Annotated in this window: 15 protein-coding genes and 1 pseudogene; 5 read left to right on the top strand and 11 right to left on the bottom strand. The window is 60.2% G+C overall.

Translation table 11 applies throughout. The features are described 5' to 3' along the window. Positions 1-17 precede the first annotated feature (17 nt). The 3 genes and pseudogenes from PQQ86_RS26245 (at position 18) to PQQ86_RS26235 (ending at position 1,971) form a co-directional block, all read left to right on the top strand. Positions 18-854: an EamA family transporter gene (locus PQQ86_RS26245; protein WP_408273505.1), complete on the top strand. Its 837-nt coding sequence runs from the start codon at positions 18-20 to the stop codon at positions 852-854. A gap of 86 nt (positions 855-940) precedes the next feature. Then, a pseudogene (locus tag PQQ86_RS26240) lies at positions 941-1,398 on the top strand (helix-turn-helix domain-containing protein). 3 nt (positions 1,399-1,401) lie between these two features. Then, positions 1,402-1,971: a VapC50 family PIN domain-containing toxin gene (locus PQQ86_RS26235; RefSeq protein ID WP_408273502.1), complete on the top strand. Its 570-nt coding sequence runs from the start codon at positions 1,402-1,404 to the stop codon at positions 1,969-1,971. Positions 1,972-1,990: 19 nt separating this feature from the next. Here PQQ86_RS26235 and pdxR read toward each other — a convergent pair whose 3' ends face one another. Then, entirely contained in the window at positions 1,991-3,508 is a 1,518-nt protein-coding gene (pdxR, locus tag PQQ86_RS26230; RefSeq protein WP_408273497.1) for a MocR-like pyridoxine biosynthesis transcription factor PdxR, read from the bottom strand. A 123-nt stretch (positions 3,509-3,631) separates the two neighbouring features. On the opposite strand from pdxR, the gene PQQ86_RS26225 reads away from it, so the two are divergent. Together PQQ86_RS26225 and PQQ86_RS26220 are read left to right on the top strand one after the other, a co-directional pair. After that, entirely contained in the window at positions 3,632-4,915 is a 1,284-nt protein-coding gene (locus PQQ86_RS26225) for a 4-aminobutyrate--2-oxoglutarate transaminase (protein ID WP_093634728.1), read from the top strand. 797 nt (positions 4,916-5,712) lie between these two features. Then, a complete protein-coding gene (locus PQQ86_RS26220) occupies positions 5,713-7,173 on the top strand; it encodes an NAD-dependent succinate-semialdehyde dehydrogenase (protein WP_408273494.1) in 1,461 nt (486 codons plus the stop codon). Between the two features lie 159 nt (positions 7,174-7,332). Here the strand turns inward: PQQ86_RS26220 and PQQ86_RS26215 are convergent, their stop codons facing one another. The 10 genes from PQQ86_RS26215 to PQQ86_RS26170 form a co-directional block, all read right to left on the bottom strand. Then, entirely contained in the window at positions 7,333-9,354 is a 2,022-nt protein-coding gene (locus tag PQQ86_RS26215) for a sigma-54-dependent Fis family transcriptional regulator (RefSeq protein WP_408273492.1), read from the bottom strand. A gap of 154 nt (positions 9,355-9,508) precedes the next feature. Continuing rightward, positions 9,509-10,828, bottom strand: a complete 1,320-nt coding sequence (locus PQQ86_RS26210; RefSeq protein ID WP_408273489.1) for an Nramp family divalent metal transporter — start codon at positions 10,826-10,828, stop codon at positions 9,509-9,511. Positions 10,829-10,889: 61 nt separating this feature from the next. Then, positions 10,890-11,096 carry a hypothetical protein gene (locus PQQ86_RS26205; RefSeq protein ID WP_408273486.1) on the bottom strand — a complete coding sequence of 69 codons (207 nt, stop codon included), beginning with the start codon at positions 11,094-11,096 and terminating at the stop codon, positions 10,890-10,892. A 91-nt stretch (positions 11,097-11,187) separates the two neighbouring features. Continuing rightward, positions 11,188-12,825: a molecular chaperone GroEL gene (locus tag PQQ86_RS26200; RefSeq protein ID WP_408273483.1), complete on the bottom strand. Its 1,638-nt coding sequence runs from the start codon at positions 12,823-12,825 to the stop codon at positions 11,188-11,190. A gap of 41 nt (positions 12,826-12,866) precedes the next feature. Next, positions 12,867-13,718 carry a metal-sulfur cluster assembly factor gene (locus PQQ86_RS26195; protein ID WP_408273480.1) on the bottom strand — a complete coding sequence of 284 codons (852 nt, stop codon included), beginning with the start codon at positions 13,716-13,718 and terminating at the stop codon, positions 12,867-12,869. Further along, on the bottom strand, positions 13,715-14,740 hold the full coding sequence (locus PQQ86_RS26190) for an amidohydrolase family protein (RefSeq protein ID WP_408273478.1): 1,026 nt from the start codon (positions 14,738-14,740) through the stop codon (positions 13,715-13,717). Before PQQ86_RS26190 ends, PQQ86_RS26195 begins: the two co-directional genes overlap by 4 nt. Positions 14,741-14,820: 80 nt before the next feature. Next, positions 14,821-15,174 (bottom strand): MmoB/DmpM family protein, encoded by a 354-nt coding sequence (locus tag PQQ86_RS26185; protein WP_093632508.1) that lies wholly within the window; start codon positions 15,172-15,174, stop codon positions 14,821-14,823. A 70-nt stretch (positions 15,175-15,244) separates the two neighbouring features. Further along, on the bottom strand, positions 15,245-16,330 hold the full coding sequence (locus PQQ86_RS26180) for a ferritin family protein (RefSeq protein WP_408273475.1): 1,086 nt from the start codon (positions 16,328-16,330) through the stop codon (positions 15,245-15,247). Positions 16,331-16,392: 62 nt separating this feature from the next. Next, positions 16,393-17,475 (bottom strand): NADH:ubiquinone reductase (Na(+)-transporting) subunit F, encoded by a 1,083-nt coding sequence (locus PQQ86_RS26175; RefSeq protein WP_408273473.1) that lies wholly within the window; start codon positions 17,473-17,475, stop codon positions 16,393-16,395. A gap of 68 nt (positions 17,476-17,543) precedes the next feature. After that, complete coding sequence (locus PQQ86_RS26170) at positions 17,544-19,214, bottom strand: aromatic/alkene/methane monooxygenase hydroxylase/oxygenase subunit alpha (protein WP_408273471.1); 1,671 nt, start codon at positions 19,212-19,214, stop codon at positions 17,544-17,546. Positions 19,215-19,678: the final 464 nt, after the last annotated feature.

The raw sequence follows: 19,678 nt of genomic DNA, 5'->3' as shown, positions 1-19,678 counted from the left end.
CCTCTCCCTGATCTTCGATGGACACCTTTGTCGTCTTGCTGGTGCTGCTCTCCGCGCTGCTTCACGCTACCTGGAACGCGTTTCTGCATCTATCCGAAGACCGCGTATGGCTGCTCGGCATGATGGCGATTCCGTATGTCGCTGTCAGCGCGATCGGCGTGATCGTGCTGCCTTTGCCTGCACCGGCGGCTTGGCCTTATATCTTCGCGTCGGTAGTACTCGAATTCGGCTACCTGCTGGCACTGATCCGCGCTTACAAGAGTGGCGAGTTTGGGCAAATCTATCCGATTGCACGCGGTCTTTCGCCGATGCTCGTGTTCGCCGGTGCACTGGTATTCGCGCACGAATCGCTTAAGCCGTTGGCGGCCATCGGCGTCGCGCTGGTGTCGCTCGGCATCGTCTCGCTGGCGTTCCGCCGCGGCATGCGATTTTCCGGCGAAAGCGTGCCGTTCGCGTTGCTGACCGGCTTCTTCATCGCGACGTATTCGGTCGTCGACGGAATCGGCGCGCGCGTGGCGGGCAATGGCCTGAGCTACATCATGTGGGTTTACCTGATCTGGAATATCCCGCAGTTTCTGCTCGCCTGGCATTGGCGCGGCGGCGCGAAGGGGTTGTTCATCGGCCGCACGGTGGTGCTCAAGGGTATCGCGTCCGGCGTGCTCGCACTGACCGCCTATTGCCTGATCATCGAGGCCTACCGTTATATGCCGATTGCGATGGTCTCCGCGCTGCGTGAGCTCAGTTCGATCTTCGCGGTGTTGATCGGCTGGCTGTTGATGCAGGAGAAGCTGACCACGCGGCGGATCGTGGCATGCGCACTGGTTACGCTGGGGGCTGTGTTGATTCGGATTTGAGGCGTTGAAGCACGCTCACGCCCGTTTCGTTTATTGCGATTTCGAATATTTCGATTTACGATGCCGAATTCGAAAGGAACCGTGCCATGAACACTTCGATCCACCCTACGCCGCTCCCGTCAGCGCAAGAGGCTGGCTCGCCCGTGTCTCCGGCCGGAATCTGTCGGTCGTGCTTTCAAGCCGCGCCGAAACGCAACAGTTCGACTTCAAGGACAGCAAGGGCGAAACACGCAGCGTGGAGTTGCCGACATCGGTCGTCCGCCTGATCATCGACGTCCTCGCGGAAATCGGCCAAGGTAATGCCGTTTCGATCATCCCTATTCATGCCGAGCTGACCACACAGGAAGCAGCCGACCTGCTTAATGTGTCGCGGCCGTACTTCGTGCAAGTGCTGGAGAAGAAGGATATCCCCTTCAGGAAGGTGAACACGCATCGGCGTGTGCGTTATGAAGACGTGATGGCTTACAAGAATCGAATCGATTCGGAACGCCGCAAGGCGCTGGACGAACTCGCAGCGTTGTCGCAGGAAATGGGTCTGGAATAATCGATGTCGTCACATTTCACAGCGATTTACGACGCTTGCGTTCTGTACTCCCAACCATTACGAAACCTGTTGATGCGTCTGGCGCTAACCGACCTCTATCGTGCGCGCTGGACGCCGGCTATTCATGACGAGTGGACCCGCAATCTGATTGCAAACCGCCCTGACCTCGACCCCGTCAAGATCTATCGCGTCCGAGACCTGATGGGCGTGCACGTGCGGAATGCCTTGGTCGACAACTATGAGCATCTGATGGCGGCTATCGATTTGCCGGACCCTGGTGATGCACATGTGGTCGCCGCCGTGCATTGTGGCGCGGAACTTATCGTCACGTTTAACCTGAAGGATTTTCCAGTTGACGCATTGAGCACATTCAATGTGGCCGCTCAGCATCCTGATGACTTCATCGCTGATCTCTTCGACCTGAACCAGGCCAAAGTTCTCGAAGCGATGGCTGAACACAGGAAATCATTGAAAAATCCGCCCAAGTCAGTCGATGAATACCTCGACACGCTTGCCGGCCTGGGTCTCACGCAAACCGTTTCAATGGTCCGTCCCTACAGCGTCGCTATCTGATAAGCACCCTCGCCCCCGCTCACGCGAACTGCACAAGCGTCGCGTCAATCGCCTCAGCCAACGTATTGAACGCCGGCGCGATCTCCTCGTCCGGCACACACGCATAGCCGATCAGCAAACCCGACGGCGCCAGCGACGGTTGCGCGTAATACCCTGACAACGGCCGTACGACGATATTGCGCTCCAGCGCCTCCGCCGCCACCGCGCGGTCATCGCTGCCTTCAGGCAATTGCATGACCAGATGCAAACCGGCATCGCCGCCCACGGCCGGCAGCGCATCGCCATAACGGTGCGCGGCGGCGTCCAGCAGGGTCTGGCGACGCTGCCCGTAGAGCGTGCGCATTTTGCGGATATGCGACGTGAAATGCCCTTCCGCGATGAACTCCGCGAGCATCGCCTGCTGCAACAACTGCCCTTCCCGATACAACTCCGCGCTCGCGGTCGCAAAGCTCTCGGCCAGCGCTTCCGGCACGACCAGGTAGCCGATGCGCAAACCCGGAAACAGCGTCTTGCCGAAGCTGCCCACGTAAATCACCTGCCCGGACCTGTCCAGACCCTGCAGCGATGCCAGCGGTCGGCTGCCATAGCGATATTCGCTGTCGTAGTCGTCCTCGATGATCCAGCACTGATTCTGCCGCGCGTACTCGAGCAGCATGCGGCGCCGCGCGAGGCTCATCACCATGCCGAGAGGATATTGATGCGACGGCGTGACGAGCATCAGCTTCGGCGGCTGCGCGAGATCGTCGGCGGAGGGATTGATGCCTTCTTCGTCGACGGCGATCGGCCGCGATTGCAGACCGGACACGTGCAGCACGCTGCGCACGCCCCAATAGCAAGGGTCTTCGGTCCAGATCACGTCGCCAGGATCGGATAGCAGGCGTACCGCCAGATCGACCGACTGGTGGATCCCGGTCGTGACGATGATCTGTTCGGGCGTACAACGCACCGAGCGCGACGTGCGCAGATAGTCCGCCAACGCGTGCCGCAACGAGGCCAGCCCGCCGCCCGGCGCGTAGGTCAGCAAATCCGGACGCGGCCGACGCCAATACTTGTTGTGCAGTCGGCTCCACACGCGGGCCGGAAACTTCGTGACATCCGGCACGCCGGGCATGAACGCGCCCCATTGCCGCTTCGACACGCCCGCCCCCGAAATGAGCCTCGTGCCACGCGTCGACAACGCGCGGCTGCCCTGCAAAGGCAGCGGCAGGGGCAATGACTCGAGCGGCGCGGCCAGCGCCTCGGCGTCGGGTACGCCGACGATCTCGTCCGGTGCGCTTTCGGCGACGAACGTGCCGCGGCCGGTTGCCGAGTTCACATAACCTTCGAGCACCAACTGCTCGTACACCTGCGTGACCGTATTGCGCCCGATGCCCAATTCCTGCGCCAGCAGACGCGACGACGGCACCCTGCTGCCCGCCGGCAATTCGCGCGACAGGATTGCCTGCTGCAACAGCCGATGCAGCTGACGATAGATCGGCTGGCCGTTGCCACGGTCGAGGCGCTGCGCCAGCCAGTCGGACAAAACGCTCGCGCGCATGATTGGCTCCTACATTTTTATTGAAATGGCTCTGAAGTTAAGAGCCAAATCTCATTATAGTCGCTGCATGTGCTGCGCTGAGCGTGCGGCGTCCGCAAAAACCGAGGAGCGAAGGAGATAACCATGAAGAATGCTGACCTGAAGAGCCGCAAAGACGCCGCCACGCCGCGTGGCGTCGGAGTGATGTGCGATTTCTACGCCGAGCGCGCGGAAAACGCCGAGTTGTGGGACGTCGAAGGCCGCCGTTTCATCGATTTCGCTGCGGGCATTGCGGTGTGCAACACCGGCCACCGTCACCCGAAGATTCTGGCCGCGATCCGCGACCAGCTCGATCATTTCACGCACACCGCGTATCAGATCGTGCCGTACGCGTCGTACGTCGAGCTGGCTGAGAAGATCAACGCGCGTGCGCCGGGCGACTATCCGAAGAAGACCGCTTTCTTCACGACCGGCGCCGAAGCCGTTGAAAACGCGATCAAGATTGCGCGTGCCGCGACTGGCCGTCCGGGCGTGATCGCGTTCACCGGCGGTTTCCATGGCCGCACGATGATGGGCATGGCGCTCACCGGCAAGGTTGCGCCGTACAAGATCGGCTTTGGTCCGTTCCCGGCGGACGTGTTCCACGCCCCGTTCCCGAATCCGCTGCACGGCGTGACGACGGCTGATTCGCTGAAGGCAATCGAGTTTCTGTTCAAGGCCGACATCGATCCGAAGCGCGTCGCGGCGATTATTTTCGAACCCGTTCAGGGCGAAGGCGGTTTCTACCCCGCGCCGGCCGAGTTCGTTCGCGCACTGCGCAAGCTGTGCAATGAGCATGGCATTTTGCTGATTGCCGACGAAGTGCAGACGGGTTTTGCCCGTACCGGCAAGTTGTTTGCAATGCATCACTATGACGTGGTGCCTGATCTGATGACGATGGCCAAGAGCCTGGCGGGCGGCATGCCGTTGTCGGGTGTGGTTGGACGTGCTGATTTGATGGACGCGGCGGCGCCTGGCGGTTTGGGTGGCACGTATGCGGGTAACCCGCTGGCGGTTGCTTCCGCGCATGCTGTGCTCGATATCATCGATGAAGAGAAGCTCTGCGAGCGGGCTACGGTTCTGGGTGATCGAGTCAAGGCGAAGCTGATCGCGCTGCAGAGCGAAGTTCCGCAGATCGCCGATGTGCGTGGGCCGGGCGGGATGGTTGCTGTTGAGTTCTGCAAGGCAGGTGGCACGGAGCCGGATGCGGAGTTCACCAAGCGGGTGCAGGCTCGGGCGCTGGAGCGCGGGTTGTTGTTACTGGTTTGTGGTGTTTATTCGAACGTTGTTCGGTTCCTGTTCCCGCTCACTATTCAAGACTCCGTCTTTGATGAGGCTATGGGGATTCTTGAAGCGGTGCTTAAGGAGAGTGTTGCTGTAGCTGTTTGATGGTTTTTTTTGCCTGCGCGGCGCTTTTTTGGCTGGATGCGTGCCGCGTTGGGCTTTGCTTTTTTCTTTGCCTGCGCGGCGCTTTTGTCTGTGCTCTTACGGTGTTGGCCTTTCCTTGTTTTGTTAGTGGTCTATTAGCGTTCCCCCTGTGCGGGGGGGCACCTACTTTTCTTTGCATGCCGCAAAGAAAAGTAGGCAAAAGAAAGCGGCTCAAACCGCTAATGCTAAGCGGGGCCCGTGGTTTGCAACGGATAGTGGTGCATCTGGAATCCGTGTTCTCGCACATTCGGCGTTAGTGACAAAGGACTCATCAGCTCCCACTCCGCACTGCGTGCGTCGCGGACGGGTCTGCATGGGAAACCAGGGGCGTCGCTTTTGCGCAGCGGGGGCCGTCGGCTTCGCCTCGGTGAGGTGCTCCTGCACTCACCCCGGAACCCCGGTGGCGAGACGCGAGCATCAAAACGTAGCGGGTGGTTTTGTGAAGTACTCTTCGGCGCGCGCAGCGCCGCCGGAAGTATGATGCCCTTGTCACTGACACATGCAGGGGCACAAACACAGATTCCAGATGCACCACTACCCCTAGCAAACTACGGTGCCCGCTTAGCATTGGCGGTTTGAGCTGCTTTCTTTTGCCTACTTTTCTTTGCAGCCGGCAAAGAAAAGTAGGTGCCGCCCCGCACAGGGGCAACGCCAATAGACCACTAACAAAACAAGGAAAGGCCAACGCCCTAAGAGCACGGACAAAAGTGCCACGAAGGCAAAAAACCTACATTCGAAACCCCTGGAGCAAACCAAAAATGCCGACGCTAGTCCTAAAAGACCCCTCTCTCCTAAAAACAAAAGCCTACATAGCAGGCGAATGGCAACCCGCCGACGACGCCGCAACATTCGAAGTAAAAAACCCCGCCACAGGCGAAACAATCGCCACAGTGCCCCGCATGGGCACACCCGAAACCCGCCGTGCAATCGACACGGCCAACGCCGCATGGCCAGCATGGCGAGCCACCACCGCCAAACAACGCGCCACGATCCTGCGCAAATGGCATGACCTCATGCTGGAAAACGCCGACGATCTGGCAAAGATCCTGACCACCGAACAAGGCAAACCCCTCGCCGAAGCCAAAGGCGAAATCCTTTACGCCGCCTCATTCCTGGAGTGGTTCGCGGAAGAAGGCAAACGCGTCAACGGCGACACCATCCCCACACCGGCAAACGACAAACGCATCGTCGTGACGAAAGAACCGATCGGTGTCTGCGCAGCCATCACGCCGTGGAATTTCCCGGCCGCCATGATCACTCGCAAGGTCGGCCCGGCACTCGCCGCCGGCTGCCCGATCATCGTCAAACCGGCCGAAGCCACGCCGCTCTCCGCACTCGCCCTCGCCGTGCTGGCCGAACGCGCCGGTGTGCCGCGCGGTGTGTTCAACGTCGTCACCGGTGAGCCGAAAGCCATCGGCGCGGAAATGACCGGCAATCCGATCGTGCGCAAACTGTCCTTCACCGGTTCGACGCCGGTAGGCCGTCTTCTGATGGCGCAGTGCGCGCCGACGGTCAAGAAAGTGTCGCTCGAACTCGGTGGCAACGCACCGTTCATCGTCTTCGAAGACGCGGACCTGGATGCGGCCGTTGCCGGCGCCATCGCATCGAAATATCGCAATAGCGGCCAGACCTGCGTTTGCACCAATCGCTTCTACGTGCACGATAAAGTCTATGACGCATTCGCCGAAAAACTGCGCGTCGCCGTCGAACAACTCAAGGTCGGCCGCGGCACCGAAGACGGCGTCACGCAAGGTCCGCTGATCAATGAAGCGGCTGTGCTCAAGGTCGAATCGCATATCGAAGACGCCCTCGCCAAAGGCGCACGCATCGTCACCGGCGGCAAGCGCCATGCGCTCGGTCATGGCTTCTTCGAGCCGACCGTGCTCGCGGATGTCACGCCGGCCATGAAGGTCGCGCGCGACGAAACCTTTGGCCCGCTCGCACCGCTGTTCCGCTTCTCGTCGGATGAAGAAGTGATCCGCCTCGCCAACGATACGGAATTCGGCCTCGCGTCGTACTTCTATAGTCGCGATATCGGCCGTGTGTGGCGTGTCGCGGAAGCGCTCGAATACGGCATGGTGGGTATCAACACCGGTCTGATTTCGAACGAAGTCGCGCCGTTCGGTGGTGTCAAGCAATCCGGTCTCGGCCGCGAAGGCTCGCATTACGGTATCGACGACTACGTCGTCATCAAGTACATGTGCGTCGGCGGGATCTGAGCCTTTACTGCAAAGGCTCGAATACCTCTCTGTTTTGCGCTACCGCCGAGCCGTCTGGCGGTAGCCTATTCAATCTGAAAACTGGTCGCGGACAGTGAGTTACGTCGTAACCCGCGAGCCCCCGCTTGCGCATCATGACATCGCGACACAACTCGTCCCTTAACGTCCAGCGCCGTCAGTCGGTTTGGCGATGGCGTCCAGTTGATAGAGTTCCAGCTTGCGATATAGCGTGCTACGCGAGACACCCAATGCGCGGGCCGCCTGAGCGAGATTGCCGTGAGCATCCTGCACTGCGCGGGCGATGGCCAAACGCTCCGTTTCCTCCAGACTGCCCGATTGTTTGTGCACAGGCAGTACAACGCCGGCGGAGCCGGTTTCGTCGAGCAACTCAGCAGGCAGCTCGTCGAGCGTCACCACCTCTTCGCTGGACGTCAGGAGCAGATTTTCGATGACGTTGCGCATCTCCCTGACATTGCCGGGCCAGGAATAAGCGCGTAGCACGGCCATGATTTCGACGCTTAGTCGTCGCTCGGGAACCGCGTGGCGTTGGGCGAGCCGCCGGTTGAAGAACGCGACGAGGAGATCGATGTCGATGTCCCGTTCGCGGAGCGGCGGAATGCGTATGCGCGTAACGCTAATGCGATAATAAAGATCGCGGCGGAAGTGGCCCGAGTCGACCTCTTCGCGCAGATTGCGATTGGTCATCGCCAGCAGGCGCACGTCGACGCGTCGCGGCTGAGTGTCCCCTAACCGGTAAATAACGCCCTCCTCAAGTGCACGCAGCAGGACCGGTTGAAGTTCGAGCGGCATCTCGCCGATTTCGTCGAGACATAGCGTGCCTCCGTGAGCCAGTTCGAATCGGCCCGCCCGGCCCTCGGTAGTCGCCCCCGTAAATGCACCACGCACGTGGCCGAATAACTCGCTGGCGATCAGTTCTTTGGACGCGGCTCCGCAGTTGTACGCGACGAAAGGCCCGCCTCCCCCTTCTTCGCCATGTATGGCGCGCGCGAACAGTTCTTTGCCGACCCCGGTTTCACCTTCGATCAGAACCGGCACACGCCTGCGGGCAAGCTGACGACCCCGATTGAGGGCGGCCAGCATTGCTGCACTTTGACCCTGGATCTGCGCAAAGCAGTTGCGCTGCGGATCGTCCTCGCCGCTGCGCTCTGCAATCCGGGCATTGATGGGTCGCGATCGCACGGGAACAACGAGCATGGCACCAATCGTGTTGCCTTCGACCACAACCGGGTTGAACCAGTCGGCATGCAAGCCTTTCGGCAGATGTTGCGCCCAGTCTTCGACAGCGGAGCTCTCGTCCATACCGGGGAAGCGTTCTCCGATGTTGACCGGCAATGGCACCCTGCCGGTCGTATGCACAAGCCGCCCAGCCCGATCAATCGCGATCATCCCGGTTGCGTCGGATGACGACAGGCGCTGCAGGCAGAAGGCGAGCAGTCGCATATGCTCGCGAGCCGCCAGCTCGGCCAGCACCATTTCAATCTGACGCGCGGCCGTTACCGCTAACGTAAGGTTATTGATCTGATAGGTGGAAGGCGGCCCGGAAATGTCGAGCACGCCGAGAATCTTGCCGGTGCCGGGTTCGCAAATCGGCGCCGCTGCGCAACTCCACGACTTGATTCCTTCGCAGAAGTGCTCGGAACCGTGGATATAGGTGGGCTGGCCGGTAGCGAGCGTGGTGCCGATGCCGTTGGTGCCGGCCTGGCCTTCACGCCAGTCGCCGCCCATCGTCAAATGGATTTTTTCGCCTGCCGCCAAAGTACGCAAGTCGCCTGCCGCCTTGAGAATCACGCCGTCCTGGTTGGTCAGCAGCAAGATCGAATGCGAATCCGCGAAGAGATCCGCGGTCACGGTGAAAAGACGATCAGATGCCGCCAGCAACTCCCGGTGCCGCCAGCACAACGTCGCAACTGCATCGCCATGGACCGCGAACGGTGCCGATCCAGCAGTGGGACTGACTCCCGATTGCAGACTGCGTTGCCAGGAGTCGATCAGGGCAGAAGGCGCAGACGTCGACGGCTCGCCCGCGAGAAAACGCTCCCATGCGAGCATCGTGACCCTGTCCGAGTGACGGTCGTTCGCACGCTGCGCGTTAACCACTACCCGGCGCATAGCGGCCTGATTGCCAAGACCCGACATGGTACTGAGCTGCTGTCTCGTCACAACTCTCCTCCTATGCGATGGCTCAGCTCGGAACCGGCTCTGCGGCTGGATTCGGCGTGACTCGCAAGTATGTCGCGGCTTGGCTTTTTGCTCGACTGTCAGTCAAACCCAGCGACGCGATCGCTGATTAGTATATGCCTGCATCGCAATCAATTCAGCCTGGCAAGCCAGGAATCTCAACGCCGACCGTCTGCAGTATCAGCACGACATTGAACGATAAGACGACGAATGCCGCCAGCGTGGCGATTACGGCAATGAACGCGCGATTTTTGTATGGGCCCATCACGTCCTCGCGACAGGTGAACCATAGCAACGCTGCCATCGGCAGCGGTAACGCGAGGCTCAATACAACCTGACTGAGGACGAGCGCCTGAGTCGCATTGACCCCAAGCGCCACCACGACAAAACTCGGCACCATCGTGACGGCCCGGCGCAACCATAGTGGAATGCGAAAGCCCACGAACCCTTGCATGATCATCTGACCCGCCATCGTGCCGACCACGGAACTCGATATGCCCGAAGCGATCAGCGACAACAGAAAAATCCCCGCCGCCCCAATGCCCAACAGCGGCGCCAGCGTGTGGTAGGCCGTTTCTATCTCCGCCACCTCAGGATGCCCGTGATGAAATGCCCCCGCGGCCATGATCACCATCGCCATATTGATGAGACCGGCGATGGTCAGTGCGATGACGACCTCGATATTCGAGAATTTCAGCAACTTTGCCCGCTCGCGCTCCGTTCTCGCGGGTGCTCGCCGCTGCGTTAGCCCCGAGTGCAGGAAGAGCGCGTGCGGCATCACCGTCGCACCCACAATACCGACGGCAATCGTAAGCGCATTCGCGTCGGGCAATTGGGCGGAAAACGTATGGACGAAGACACTCGGCCATGCGATCGGCATAATGAACAGTTCGGCAAGGTAGGACAAACCAATGATGCCGACGAGTGCCCCGATCGCCAGTTCAAGGGGACGAAAACCGGCGCTCTCGAACAACAGCAGGCCGTATGTCACCACCGCGGTGACCATCATGCCGCCGAGCAATGGCATGTGAAACAGTAACGACAGTCCGATCGCGCCGCCGAGAAATTCGGCCAGATCGGTTGCCATCGCGGCAATTTCGCTTACCCCCCACATGATCAGCAAGACAGGTTTCGGAAACCATTCGCGACATAGCTCCGCGAGGTTTCGCCCCGTGACGATGCCGAGCTTCGCCGAGAGCGCCTGAAACAGCATCGCCACAAGGTTTGCCAACAGCACCACCCAGAGCAACGCGTAACCGTATCTGGCGCCTGCCTGAATATTCGTCGCGAAGTTGCCCGGATCCATATAGGCAACAGAAACCACCACTGCCGGTCCTGCGAACGGCAGAAGCATCAGCGCGCCGCGGCGGCGGCCTTCCAATACTTCTCTTGCCGCAAGCGTTGTGCGCTCGGTTCTCGTCGCCGGTCTGGCTGCCTTACGAACGCGATCGTCCAAGCTCTGGCTCCTTGCTCATGAAAATGACAGGAGTGCCCGATCTACCGGGCAGGCATGGCATTCACGGCATCGCACTGCTGATTGCACCGAAAATGCCTCGCAACAGCGGAGCGGCCGCCGTGCCCATATCGGACATAATAATCAATGTACCGCAGAGTGTGATTGTCCACCCCGATGCGAGCCTGAGCAGGCGAATCAAGGACATTGCGCCGAGGTACCGAGCCGTCGTCGCGACGGCATTGAATCGGGCAGCCGCGCCAATACCCATCGTTGTCTCCGTCTATTGATGGCCGCCCGAAACACGCCGGCAGCGGCCGTTTTTTAGCTGGTCCTCGAACCGACGACCGGTTGTAGCGTCACTATTTCCGGCCGAGCAATTCGGCGCCGGCGCCAAGCGCCGGGCCAGCGGTCGGATCGATCGTGTCCGGCTTTTTGGCAATCAGTGTCTGGGTAGTCAGGATCAAGCCGGCGACCGAAGCAGCGTTGCGTACCGCGCTATACGTGACCTTTACCGGATCAATGATGCCGGCCTCCATCAGGTTGACGAACTTGCCCGTGCGGGCGTCGAGACCCACGCCCGGTTTCGCACGCACGGCCTCGGACACAATCGCCGCGCCGTCGAGGCCGCAATTGGTCGCGATGTGATAGAGCGGTTTCGCCAGCACGCGCTGCAGCAATCTCGCACCCTGCTGCACACTGCCGTGGGTCCGCGCAATCACGCCTTCGAGTTCCGTGGACACGCGCAGCAGCGCCATTCCGCCGCCTGGCACGATGCCCTCGGCAATCGCCGCGCGTGCCGCATTGATTGCATCCTCGATCAGGTGAAGCCGGCGCTTCTGTTCGACCGGCGTGGCGCCGCCAGCGAGGATCATCGCGGTACCGCCGGACAGCTTGGCGAGACGCACCTGAAATTTGTCGCGTTCGACATTCTCCGGGGCCATCTCATACTGACGCGCGACCTGCTGACGGCGCGCGGCAACGGCAGCCGGATCGCCGCCGCCAGCGGTAATGATGGTCTGGTTCGACGAGATGCGTACCTGCCGCGCGCTGCCAAGATCGCGCAGTTCCGTCGCCTCGAGCTTGCCGCCAAGATCACGGGCAATCACCCGCCCGCCTGTGACGATAGCGATATCCTCGAGCATGGCTTTGCGCCAATGCCCGTACTCCGGCGGATGAATCGCCGCCACCGGCACCCCGCCGTTGTCCCGCCACGCCAGCAGGGTCATGACACAGGCGGGGGCAACCTCCTCCGCAATGATCAGCAGCGGACGTTTGCTGTGAGCCGCGAGCGCCTGTAGCGCCGCCACTTCCTCTGCCGACTGCAGCCGCTGATCGGTCATCAGAATAAGCGGATTGTCGAGCACTACCTGCATTCTTTCGATGTCCGTGACCATATGGTGAGAGAGGTAGCCGCGATCGAACGCCATCCCATCGACCACTTCGAGACGGGTCTCGACCGTCGTGCCGTACTCGACGTCGACGATGCCATCGGGACCCACTCGCTCGAGCGCTTCGGCCACCATCGCGCCAGTGACCTCGTCATTGGCGGCGACCACGGCCACGGCGTGCACCTCTTCGCTCCCGCGCAGCGGTGTCGCTGCGCGCCTGAGCGCCGCGATCACCTCGTCTACCGCGATCTCCAGCCCCTGCACCAGCTCAACGGGGTTGGCGCCGTCCGCGAGACTGGCGAGGCCGTCCTGGACCAATGCATCGGCCAGCACAGTGGCCGTGGTGGTGCCGTCGCCGGCGACTTCATTGGTCTGCTTCGAGACTTCGCGCACCACCTGCGCACCGATGTTTTCGAACGGATCTTCCAGCTCGATCTCATTGGCGATGCTCACACCATCGCGCGAGATGATCGGCGTACCAATCGGCCGGTCGATGATCGCGTTCATCCCGCGAGGGCCGAGCGTGCCTCGTACCGCTTTGGCCAGTTTGGCGACACCGCGGCCGAGGGCCATGCGGGCCTCGTCGTCATGCAGCATGATATTCGGCATGATTCATCTCCTCCTGTTTGAATATTCTGGATTGCTACCTTTCAAACTGATTCCGCCGTGCTGCCCGATTGCGCGAGCCCAATGCCCCTCTTCCAGTCGCTGACCGGCACGAAGTGCACGGGCTTGATCTCGACTTGCGGCGCAGCCGCGTCCGCGTCCGCGTCGCCGTAGCGTGCCGCCAGCAAGCCGCGGCACAACGCGCCGTTGAATTCCGCATTGACGCCGACCCGCCGCAAGGCACGCAGGTAGACGCCAAGCCCGTCCGCATCGAGCAAGGCGCCTTTACTGTCGACGAAAGCTGCTTCGTTGGCCCGCGCCGTACCATCGGCACGGCTTCCGACGACGAAGCGCCGCTCCAGGTAGCGTTCTACGAATCGCCGGTTTGCGGAATCGTCCGGCAAACCGGCGAGTTCCGCCACACTCATACGCACCAGCAGCTCAGGTTCAAGGCCGTGTTCGAGCAGAGACGTCAGGAGCGCTTCCTGTCGCCGCTGAAAAGCCTTGACCATGAAGGTCTGGCGGATGTCCTCGAGTTCGCCGCTGGCCTCAGCGCCAAAGGTGTCCTGGAACGACCGCCCGGCCGCGACGCCGCAGTTGATTTCGTCGGCATACATATGTTCGCCGAGTCCGATCGTTACCTTCGTCACCCACGGTAGGCCGGCGACAGCAACGCGCATGTCGTCGGCCATCAGGAAGGCGAAGTTGGCGGCACACCAGTAAGTCGGCAAGCGGAAGCCGATCTGAACGCGCCCTTCTGCATCCACTTCCACGTGCGTGATGAAACCCAGCTCGGTTACCGATTCGTCGAGTTCGGGATCGGTGACCGACGCGAGCTGAACCCGCACCTCGGCGGTCTGGCGGTCGATGGCGCTCGTTGCGGCCATGGTATTCATGCCCCGGCCGCAGCCGGCTGCCGGACATCCATCAGCAACTTTTTCTGCGCCTCGACGTCGATGCCGTACAACCGCGCCGCGTTGAGCCCGAGAATCTTCTTCTTCGCCGTCAGCGACAGTTGCACACCGGTTTCCTTACTGACTGACTCCGGCAATTCGAAGGCCATGAACTTCTCGATCAGCCACTTGGGCGACCAGATGCCGTAGTCGCTGCCGTACAGGATCTTGTCTTCGCCGATCCAGAACAGCAGCTCCGAGATCACATGCGCGAAGTACTCCGGACGCGAGTGAATGAACGGCAGCACCACCGCAAGACCGCCGTAGACATTCGTCTCCTGGGTCGCGATCCAGCAGAAATCGTCCAGACGCGGCAGGCCGCAGTGCTCGACGATGAAGTTCAGGTTCTGGAAGCTGGTCGCCACGTCGTCGATATCGGCAACGTCAAAAGCGTCGCGATTCAGCGGCAGGATCGTCGGGCCCTTGTGAACGTGGATGTTTTTGATGCCCAGCTTCTCGCATCGCTCCAGGTACTTCTGCACGCTCGGGTCCGACAGCTTGTAGCCCTTGCTGTCACCACGCCATTCCGCCGTGTAGAGCTTGACGCCCTTGATCCCATACGTCTCGGACAGCTCGTCCAGGTAGTCGAGTCCGGCCTCGCCATCGCGCGGATCGAATGCGCCATTGACGATAAAGCGGTTCGGATGCTTTTTCTTTAGCTCGTAATTTTTCTCAGTCGTGTTAAATCCGTTCTTGTAAAAGTCCGTCAGGTAAGTCGGCTGGCAGATCGCCATGTCATCGTAGCCTTTGACAAACAGGTCGTCGTACATGACTTCCGGGCCGTAGTTGTCGAACTTCTCCTTCGGCCACAAATACTCCTTGGGACTCAGGTTCGAGTGATAGGCGTAAAAGCAATCGATGAACTGCTGGCCATGCACGTTCTTCAAGTTGGCCTTGCTGCCGTCCCATAGATGGACGTGTCCGTCGATGATGAAGATGTCTTCACCGTTCGTGGTTCGATACATGACATTGTCTCCGTGGTTGTACGAGCGGCCCGCCGCCCGTCAGGGCAGCCGATCGCCTGATTGGATAGCGGGATGCACGCTCACTCGTAGGCCATCGCGTCGTCCATATTGCCGAACAGCACGACGGTCTCGTCATCGACCATCACCATCCGCCCGTAATGGGTCGATGTGGATATCTCGAACAGATGCGGTGTCATCTCCCGGCCCAGCGCTTCACTGATCTCGCCCATTTTGAATTCGATCTTGCCTTGCCCATCGATTCGGATCATGGCTGGCAGATAGGTCACCGTGATGCCGGGTTTGTGGGTCATCAGTTCGGCGATCGCGCGGGCCTCGACGCTGTCGTTCATCGTGACGCCGCACTGGTGGGAAATGGTCTGCTCGAAGCGAACATCTTTCATCGACTTGAAGATATTGTCGTTATGCACTGACATTGCGTACTCCTCTTCGCGGTTGGGTTGTGCGGTTAGCTTGCGCAGTCAGTTCAACTGGGCAAGGAACCCGTCAGGCCTGGAGTGCCAGCGGAAAGTGGACGCCAATCTCTCTGGCAATCATCTCCGCCCGCTCTATCGAACTGTTCAGGCAGTCATTGAACTGCGCCGTCTTGACATGCGGGATCGACCAGATCGGCTGCAGGTGCTTCGCGGCGGTTGCGGCAAGCGCACCGTGCTTCTCCAGCCACTCGCCGAACAGCTTCCGATTGGCCTCGCCGTGCTTCGGATCGTTGGCCAGCATGTGAAACAGTTCAACTGCATTGGCCAGATTTCGTTCGTAGTCCCCCTCCGCTGCGGAAACGACCGTGGGCGTCAGAAAGTCGTTCTGCGAAGCGGCGACCTGCATGATGAAACCGCTGCGGAACAGATCCGCCACCATCGGCTCGAACACGACATTCACCGCAAAGTACTTTTCGAGGAAGTCGGTTGCGCCGCCGATAGCTTCGACCGCCCGGCGTGTTTCCTGCCAGATGGGATCGTTCAGCCAATGCTCCTTGCCGGCGTCAAGATCCATATTCGACAGGTCCAACGCGATCTCACCCAGGTAGAGCGTCAGGTCCTGAGCGAAGCGCAGCTTGTAGGAGGCGTTGGTCAGGATCGCGCTATTGATCATCTGCGTGTAGCCATAGCGCTGCGCGTGCATGGTGGCGGTGCCGAGACCGAACTCCGCATGCTTGTACGCGCCGAGATGCTGCTCCAGCACCTTGATCCAGGTCTTATCGAAGCGCTTCACCGCGCCCGAGCGCCGCGCGTTGTTGACGGCGCCGGTGATCATGCCGACGATCGTCGACTGACGCTGGTAGTGCGTGCGCTCCCACTCCTCGTCGACTGCGCGAAATTTATGCCAGTCGGTGCTTTTGGCCGCCGTCCACGTTTCCGAATAGGTCGGCGTACCGTCTGCGAACGCGAGGATCCAGTCCTGAAGCAGATAACGCTTCGGGTCCGGCTGGACATCGACGGTCATGTCCTCGTAGTGGGTCGCCTTGCGTCCCTTGGGCTCGAAGTAGTTGTACTTGCGACTCTCCGAGCCCGCGAACTGGGCCGCGCCCGCCGCACCTGACTTCAGCGGTGCGACTTCCTGTAGCGTCGTGCTCATGTTGCTCCTCCTTCCTCTTTCGGTTATCGGACTTTCGATCTGGCGCGATGCCTTGGCTTCCGTCAGCGAATAGCCTGGGTAAATTTGTCGAAATAGAGCCGCTCGGGCGCGACACCCGCCATCTGCAGGACCGGCATCACCGCGTCGATCATCGGCGTCGGACCGCATGTGTACGCATCGATCTCACCGTCCAGCGATTCCTCACGCAATGTGCGGCCAAGCACCTCGTGAATGAAGCCGGTCTCGCCGGTCCAATCATCACCCGGCTCGGCGTTTGAAAGCGCCGGAATGAAGCGAAAATCAGGCAGCCGGTCCTCCAGTTCCGCGAAATCGTCGAGATAGAACAGATCGCGACGGCTGCGAGCACCGTAGAAGAAACGGATTGGCCGTTGTTCGCCGCTTTGCACGTGATCGTTGAGGATCGACCACAGCGGAGACATCCCCGAACCGCCACCCACCAGCACCAGCGGCCCCGGCTCGTCCTCGCGCCGGAAACACGTGCCGTAAGGGCCCTTCGCCACCAGCCTGTCGCCACGCTTCAGACCGCCGTCCAGTTGCGACGAGAACCCGCCGTTGGGATACTTCTTGATGATGAATTCGAGCTTTCTCTGACCGTTTGGCGTGCTCGCCATCGAGAACGATCGCGTAATGCCAAGGCCCGGAATCGTCAGGTCCACATACTGACCCGCCCAGAAGCGCAGCGGCCGGGACAACTCCACTTCCAGCAGCCTGATGTCATGCGTCAGCGCGGTGATCTTCGTCAGCGTTGCGTCGTATTCACTCACGGCTATCGAACGGCGCATGAGGTCTTCGTCGTAGTTCAGCAGTTCGATCGTCAGATCGCTGAAGGCGAGCGCCCGGCACAACAGGATGTGATTGGTCTCGCGCTCGTAGTCAGGCAAAGCGAAGGTCGAGTACTTCTTCATTTCGACATCGCCCTCGACCAGCAAAGACTTGCAACTGCTGCACTGCCCCTCCTTGCACCCGTGCATCACCGAGATACCTTGGCGAAAAGCGGCATCGAGCACGGTCTCGCCTTCCTCAACCGTCATCTCCACGCCGACCGGTTCGAATCGCACGGTATGAAGTACCTTGTCCTCTTCTGCATCCGGCATGTCGGCCCTCTTCTCTTGCGTGTCACTCATGTCGTCCACCTCGCGCTCCTCGTTCGTCCGGGGCAGCCGCACCGCTGCCGCCGGACGACATGGTCACGTCAGTTCACCGGATTGATCTTGAAGCCAGCGCGATACTCAGCGATGTGTTTCTCGCGCTGTTCCGGTGTCATGTTGCGCAGCAGAACGATCGGGCTCTGGATCGTGTGCCCGCGAACATGATCGAGCGTCCACATGTTCCTGTCGTCGAACCGTAGATGCGGTTGCGGCACCAGGGTCTTGCCGTCACTGCGCACAAAACCGAGATCCTTGATGCAATCGGCCAGATCCCAGCCGTGGTAGCACTCTTCCCATTCGCGGCGTCCGCTGAAGCGTCCCATTGCCGGAGTCGGCCGCCCTTCGTATTCCGAGGCGAACGCCACCTTGTGAGTCCAGCGGCACAATTCCGAGCAGTAGGTGTAGAGCTGGCCGTCGACCTCGTCGACCACGAAATCTTCACGGATCAGGCACGGCACCAGACAGCTCCAGCAGCGGTGCGGGTACACATAGCCGTTCTCCTGATCGAACAGCATGTTGGTCTCGCCAGGCACACTCTTCTTCGCATACCACTTCCAGAAGTCGCCGAATTCGGCGTACCAGCCCGGGTACTTGTGCTCGAACCACTCGAAGTCCTTTTCGGTCTGCGCTTCGATACGCCAGAAGTTGACGGGCCAGCCTACGGAAAAGAATTGGGCTACCTTGTGGACATAGTTCTTCTTGACGATGCGATCCCAGGCGGCGGCAACATCGTCGTGATGGATCTTGATGCCGTACTTTTCAAGCGGCAGCATGTAGGTACGGTAGTAATCCTCGTAGATCCACCGGTGCCACAGCTCGGCGTACGATTCCTTGTTCTTGTCGCGATCCGCGGTGCCGTATTCGATGAACGTGCCGATTGCCGCATCGACGATCGCGTGGTTTTGCCAGAAGGCGTAGCGCAGGTCGCGCTCGAGCAGCAGGTGGTTGTCCGGGTCGTTGATGATCGACATCACCAGAGAATGGCCATTGCCGATGTGCCGGCTTTCGTCCGACTGCACCGATAGAAAGACCGTCGGCAACGCATAGTCGCCGTTGCGTGCCGCTTCCGACGGCATGGCGACAAACAGCGTATTGGTGAATGCCGTTTCGGCCACCACCTGCAGAAACACGTTGGCTGCGGTAACTGCATCGCCGGTGAGGAACCCTTCGGCAAACTGGCGGCCGATGGTGGTTGCATAGCACTTACCGAATGCCGCCTCGGTAATATCGAACCCGGCGGGATCGATATAGTTCTCCATGTACCACTTCTTCAGATTCATCTGGATCGTCGAGTGCCGGAACTCGTCGACCATCTGCATCGTGAAGCCGGTTCGCAGCTCTTCACCGGGCGCCAGCCGTCCGAGCATCGCCATCGAACGTGCCGCCGAAATTTCGGGGAACGGGATGATCGCGAGGAATAGCTTCATCCACTCGACCCAGCGCGGCTGGACATTGCGGAACATGTCGCCGCGCAACGCCGCATCGAGCGCGCCATAGACGCGGTTATCCTTTTCCTCCTGCATCGGAAAATACGAGCGCAGCACCTGCTTCATCGGGTCACGCGGTGCCTTGCTGATCTTGTAGTCGGTCGGGAAGGTCATGGCCTCCTGGACGTAACTGGGTGTCCAGCCAAGATCAGCGACGCGGCGAGCCGCCTCACCAATACTGATCCCTCGCTGGGAGGTGATCTTGTTTAGCGTTAATCCATCAGACATTGGGCTCTCCTTGTTCCATTTCGCGATAGCCGCCGTTCGGCGACGCTTCGGGGCAGGGCTGGCCAGTGCCGCGGCCAGAGTCAACAACGCGGGCGTAGTCGCATTCGCTAGCGAAAAGTGGCGGGAGAAATGCTGAAGGACGTATGTCCAGATTCGTTCTTCATGAATGTGTCTCCTGCCATTTTTGTTTTGCGCTTCGGGACTTCAACGCTTTCCTTGTGACGTGAACCAATAGAGCGATAAGCGTGCCAGGCAACTCTGGTTCCGGATTGACAAGGCTGAGGCGTGCAAACAGGTCTGTGTGAAGTCACCAGCGCGAGTTTTCTGTTGTGTTATGCGACATTCGTGTTCGATGGACCTGTCCGATATTGGGACGCACTTTCTTGCCGGATAAATAATCTGGTGTACTGATCGGCTCTAGTAAATGACGGCCGAAGGAGCAAAAAAAAGTTCAGGTACGAACC

It is taken from the genome of Paraburkholderia sediminicola, assembly GCF_046026675.1.
GTDB classification, from domain to species: Bacteria; Pseudomonadota; Gammaproteobacteria; order Burkholderiales; family Burkholderiaceae; genus Paraburkholderia; species Paraburkholderia sediminicola_F.
The sequence above is the reverse complement of the archived record's forward strand: the minus strand, read 5'-3'. Positions and strand labels throughout refer to the sequence as shown.

Excerpts from the sequence above, each read along its gene's own strand:
- PQQ86_RS26245 (WP_408273505.1), top strand. The coding sequence starts at position 18 with ATGGACACCTTTGTCGTCTTGCTGGTGCTGCTCTCCGCGCTGCTTCAC.
- PQQ86_RS26235 (WP_408273502.1), top strand. The coding sequence starts at position 1,402 with ATGTCGTCACATTTCACAGCGATTTACGACGCTTGCGTTCTGTACTCC.
- pdxR (WP_408273497.1), bottom strand. The coding sequence starts at position 3,508 with ATGCGCGCGAGCGTTTTGTCCGACTGGCTGGCGCAGCGCCTCGACCGT.
- PQQ86_RS26225 (WP_093634728.1), top strand. The coding sequence starts at position 3,632 with ATGAAGAATGCTGACCTGAAGAGCCGCAAAGACGCCGCCACGCCGCGT.
- PQQ86_RS26220 (WP_408273494.1), top strand. The coding sequence starts at position 5,713 with ATGCCGACGCTAGTCCTAAAAGACCCCTCTCTCCTAAAAACAAAAGCC.
- PQQ86_RS26205 (WP_408273486.1), bottom strand. The coding sequence starts at position 11,096 with ATGGGTATTGGCGCGGCTGCCCGATTCAATGCCGTCGCGACGACGGCT.
- PQQ86_RS26200 (WP_408273483.1), bottom strand. The coding sequence starts at position 12,825 with ATGCCGAATATCATGCTGCATGACGACGAGGCCCGCATGGCCCTCGGC.
- PQQ86_RS26195 (WP_408273480.1), bottom strand. The coding sequence starts at position 13,718 with ATGAATACCATGGCCGCAACGAGCGCCATCGACCGCCAGACCGCCGAG.
- PQQ86_RS26190 (WP_408273478.1), bottom strand. The coding sequence starts at position 14,740 with ATGTATCGAACCACGAACGGTGAAGACATCTTCATCATCGACGGACAC.
- PQQ86_RS26185 (WP_093632508.1), bottom strand. The coding sequence starts at position 15,174 with ATGTCAGTGCATAACGACAATATCTTCAAGTCGATGAAAGATGTTCGC.
- PQQ86_RS26180 (WP_408273475.1), bottom strand. The coding sequence starts at position 16,330 with ATGAGCACGACGCTACAGGAAGTCGCACCGCTGAAGTCAGGTGCGGCG.
- PQQ86_RS26175 (WP_408273473.1), bottom strand. The coding sequence starts at position 17,475 with ATGAGTGACACGCAAGAGAAGAGGGCCGACATGCCGGATGCAGAAGAG.
- PQQ86_RS26170 (WP_408273471.1), bottom strand. The coding sequence starts at position 19,214 with ATGTCTGATGGATTAACGCTAAACAAGATCACCTCCCAGCGAGGGATC.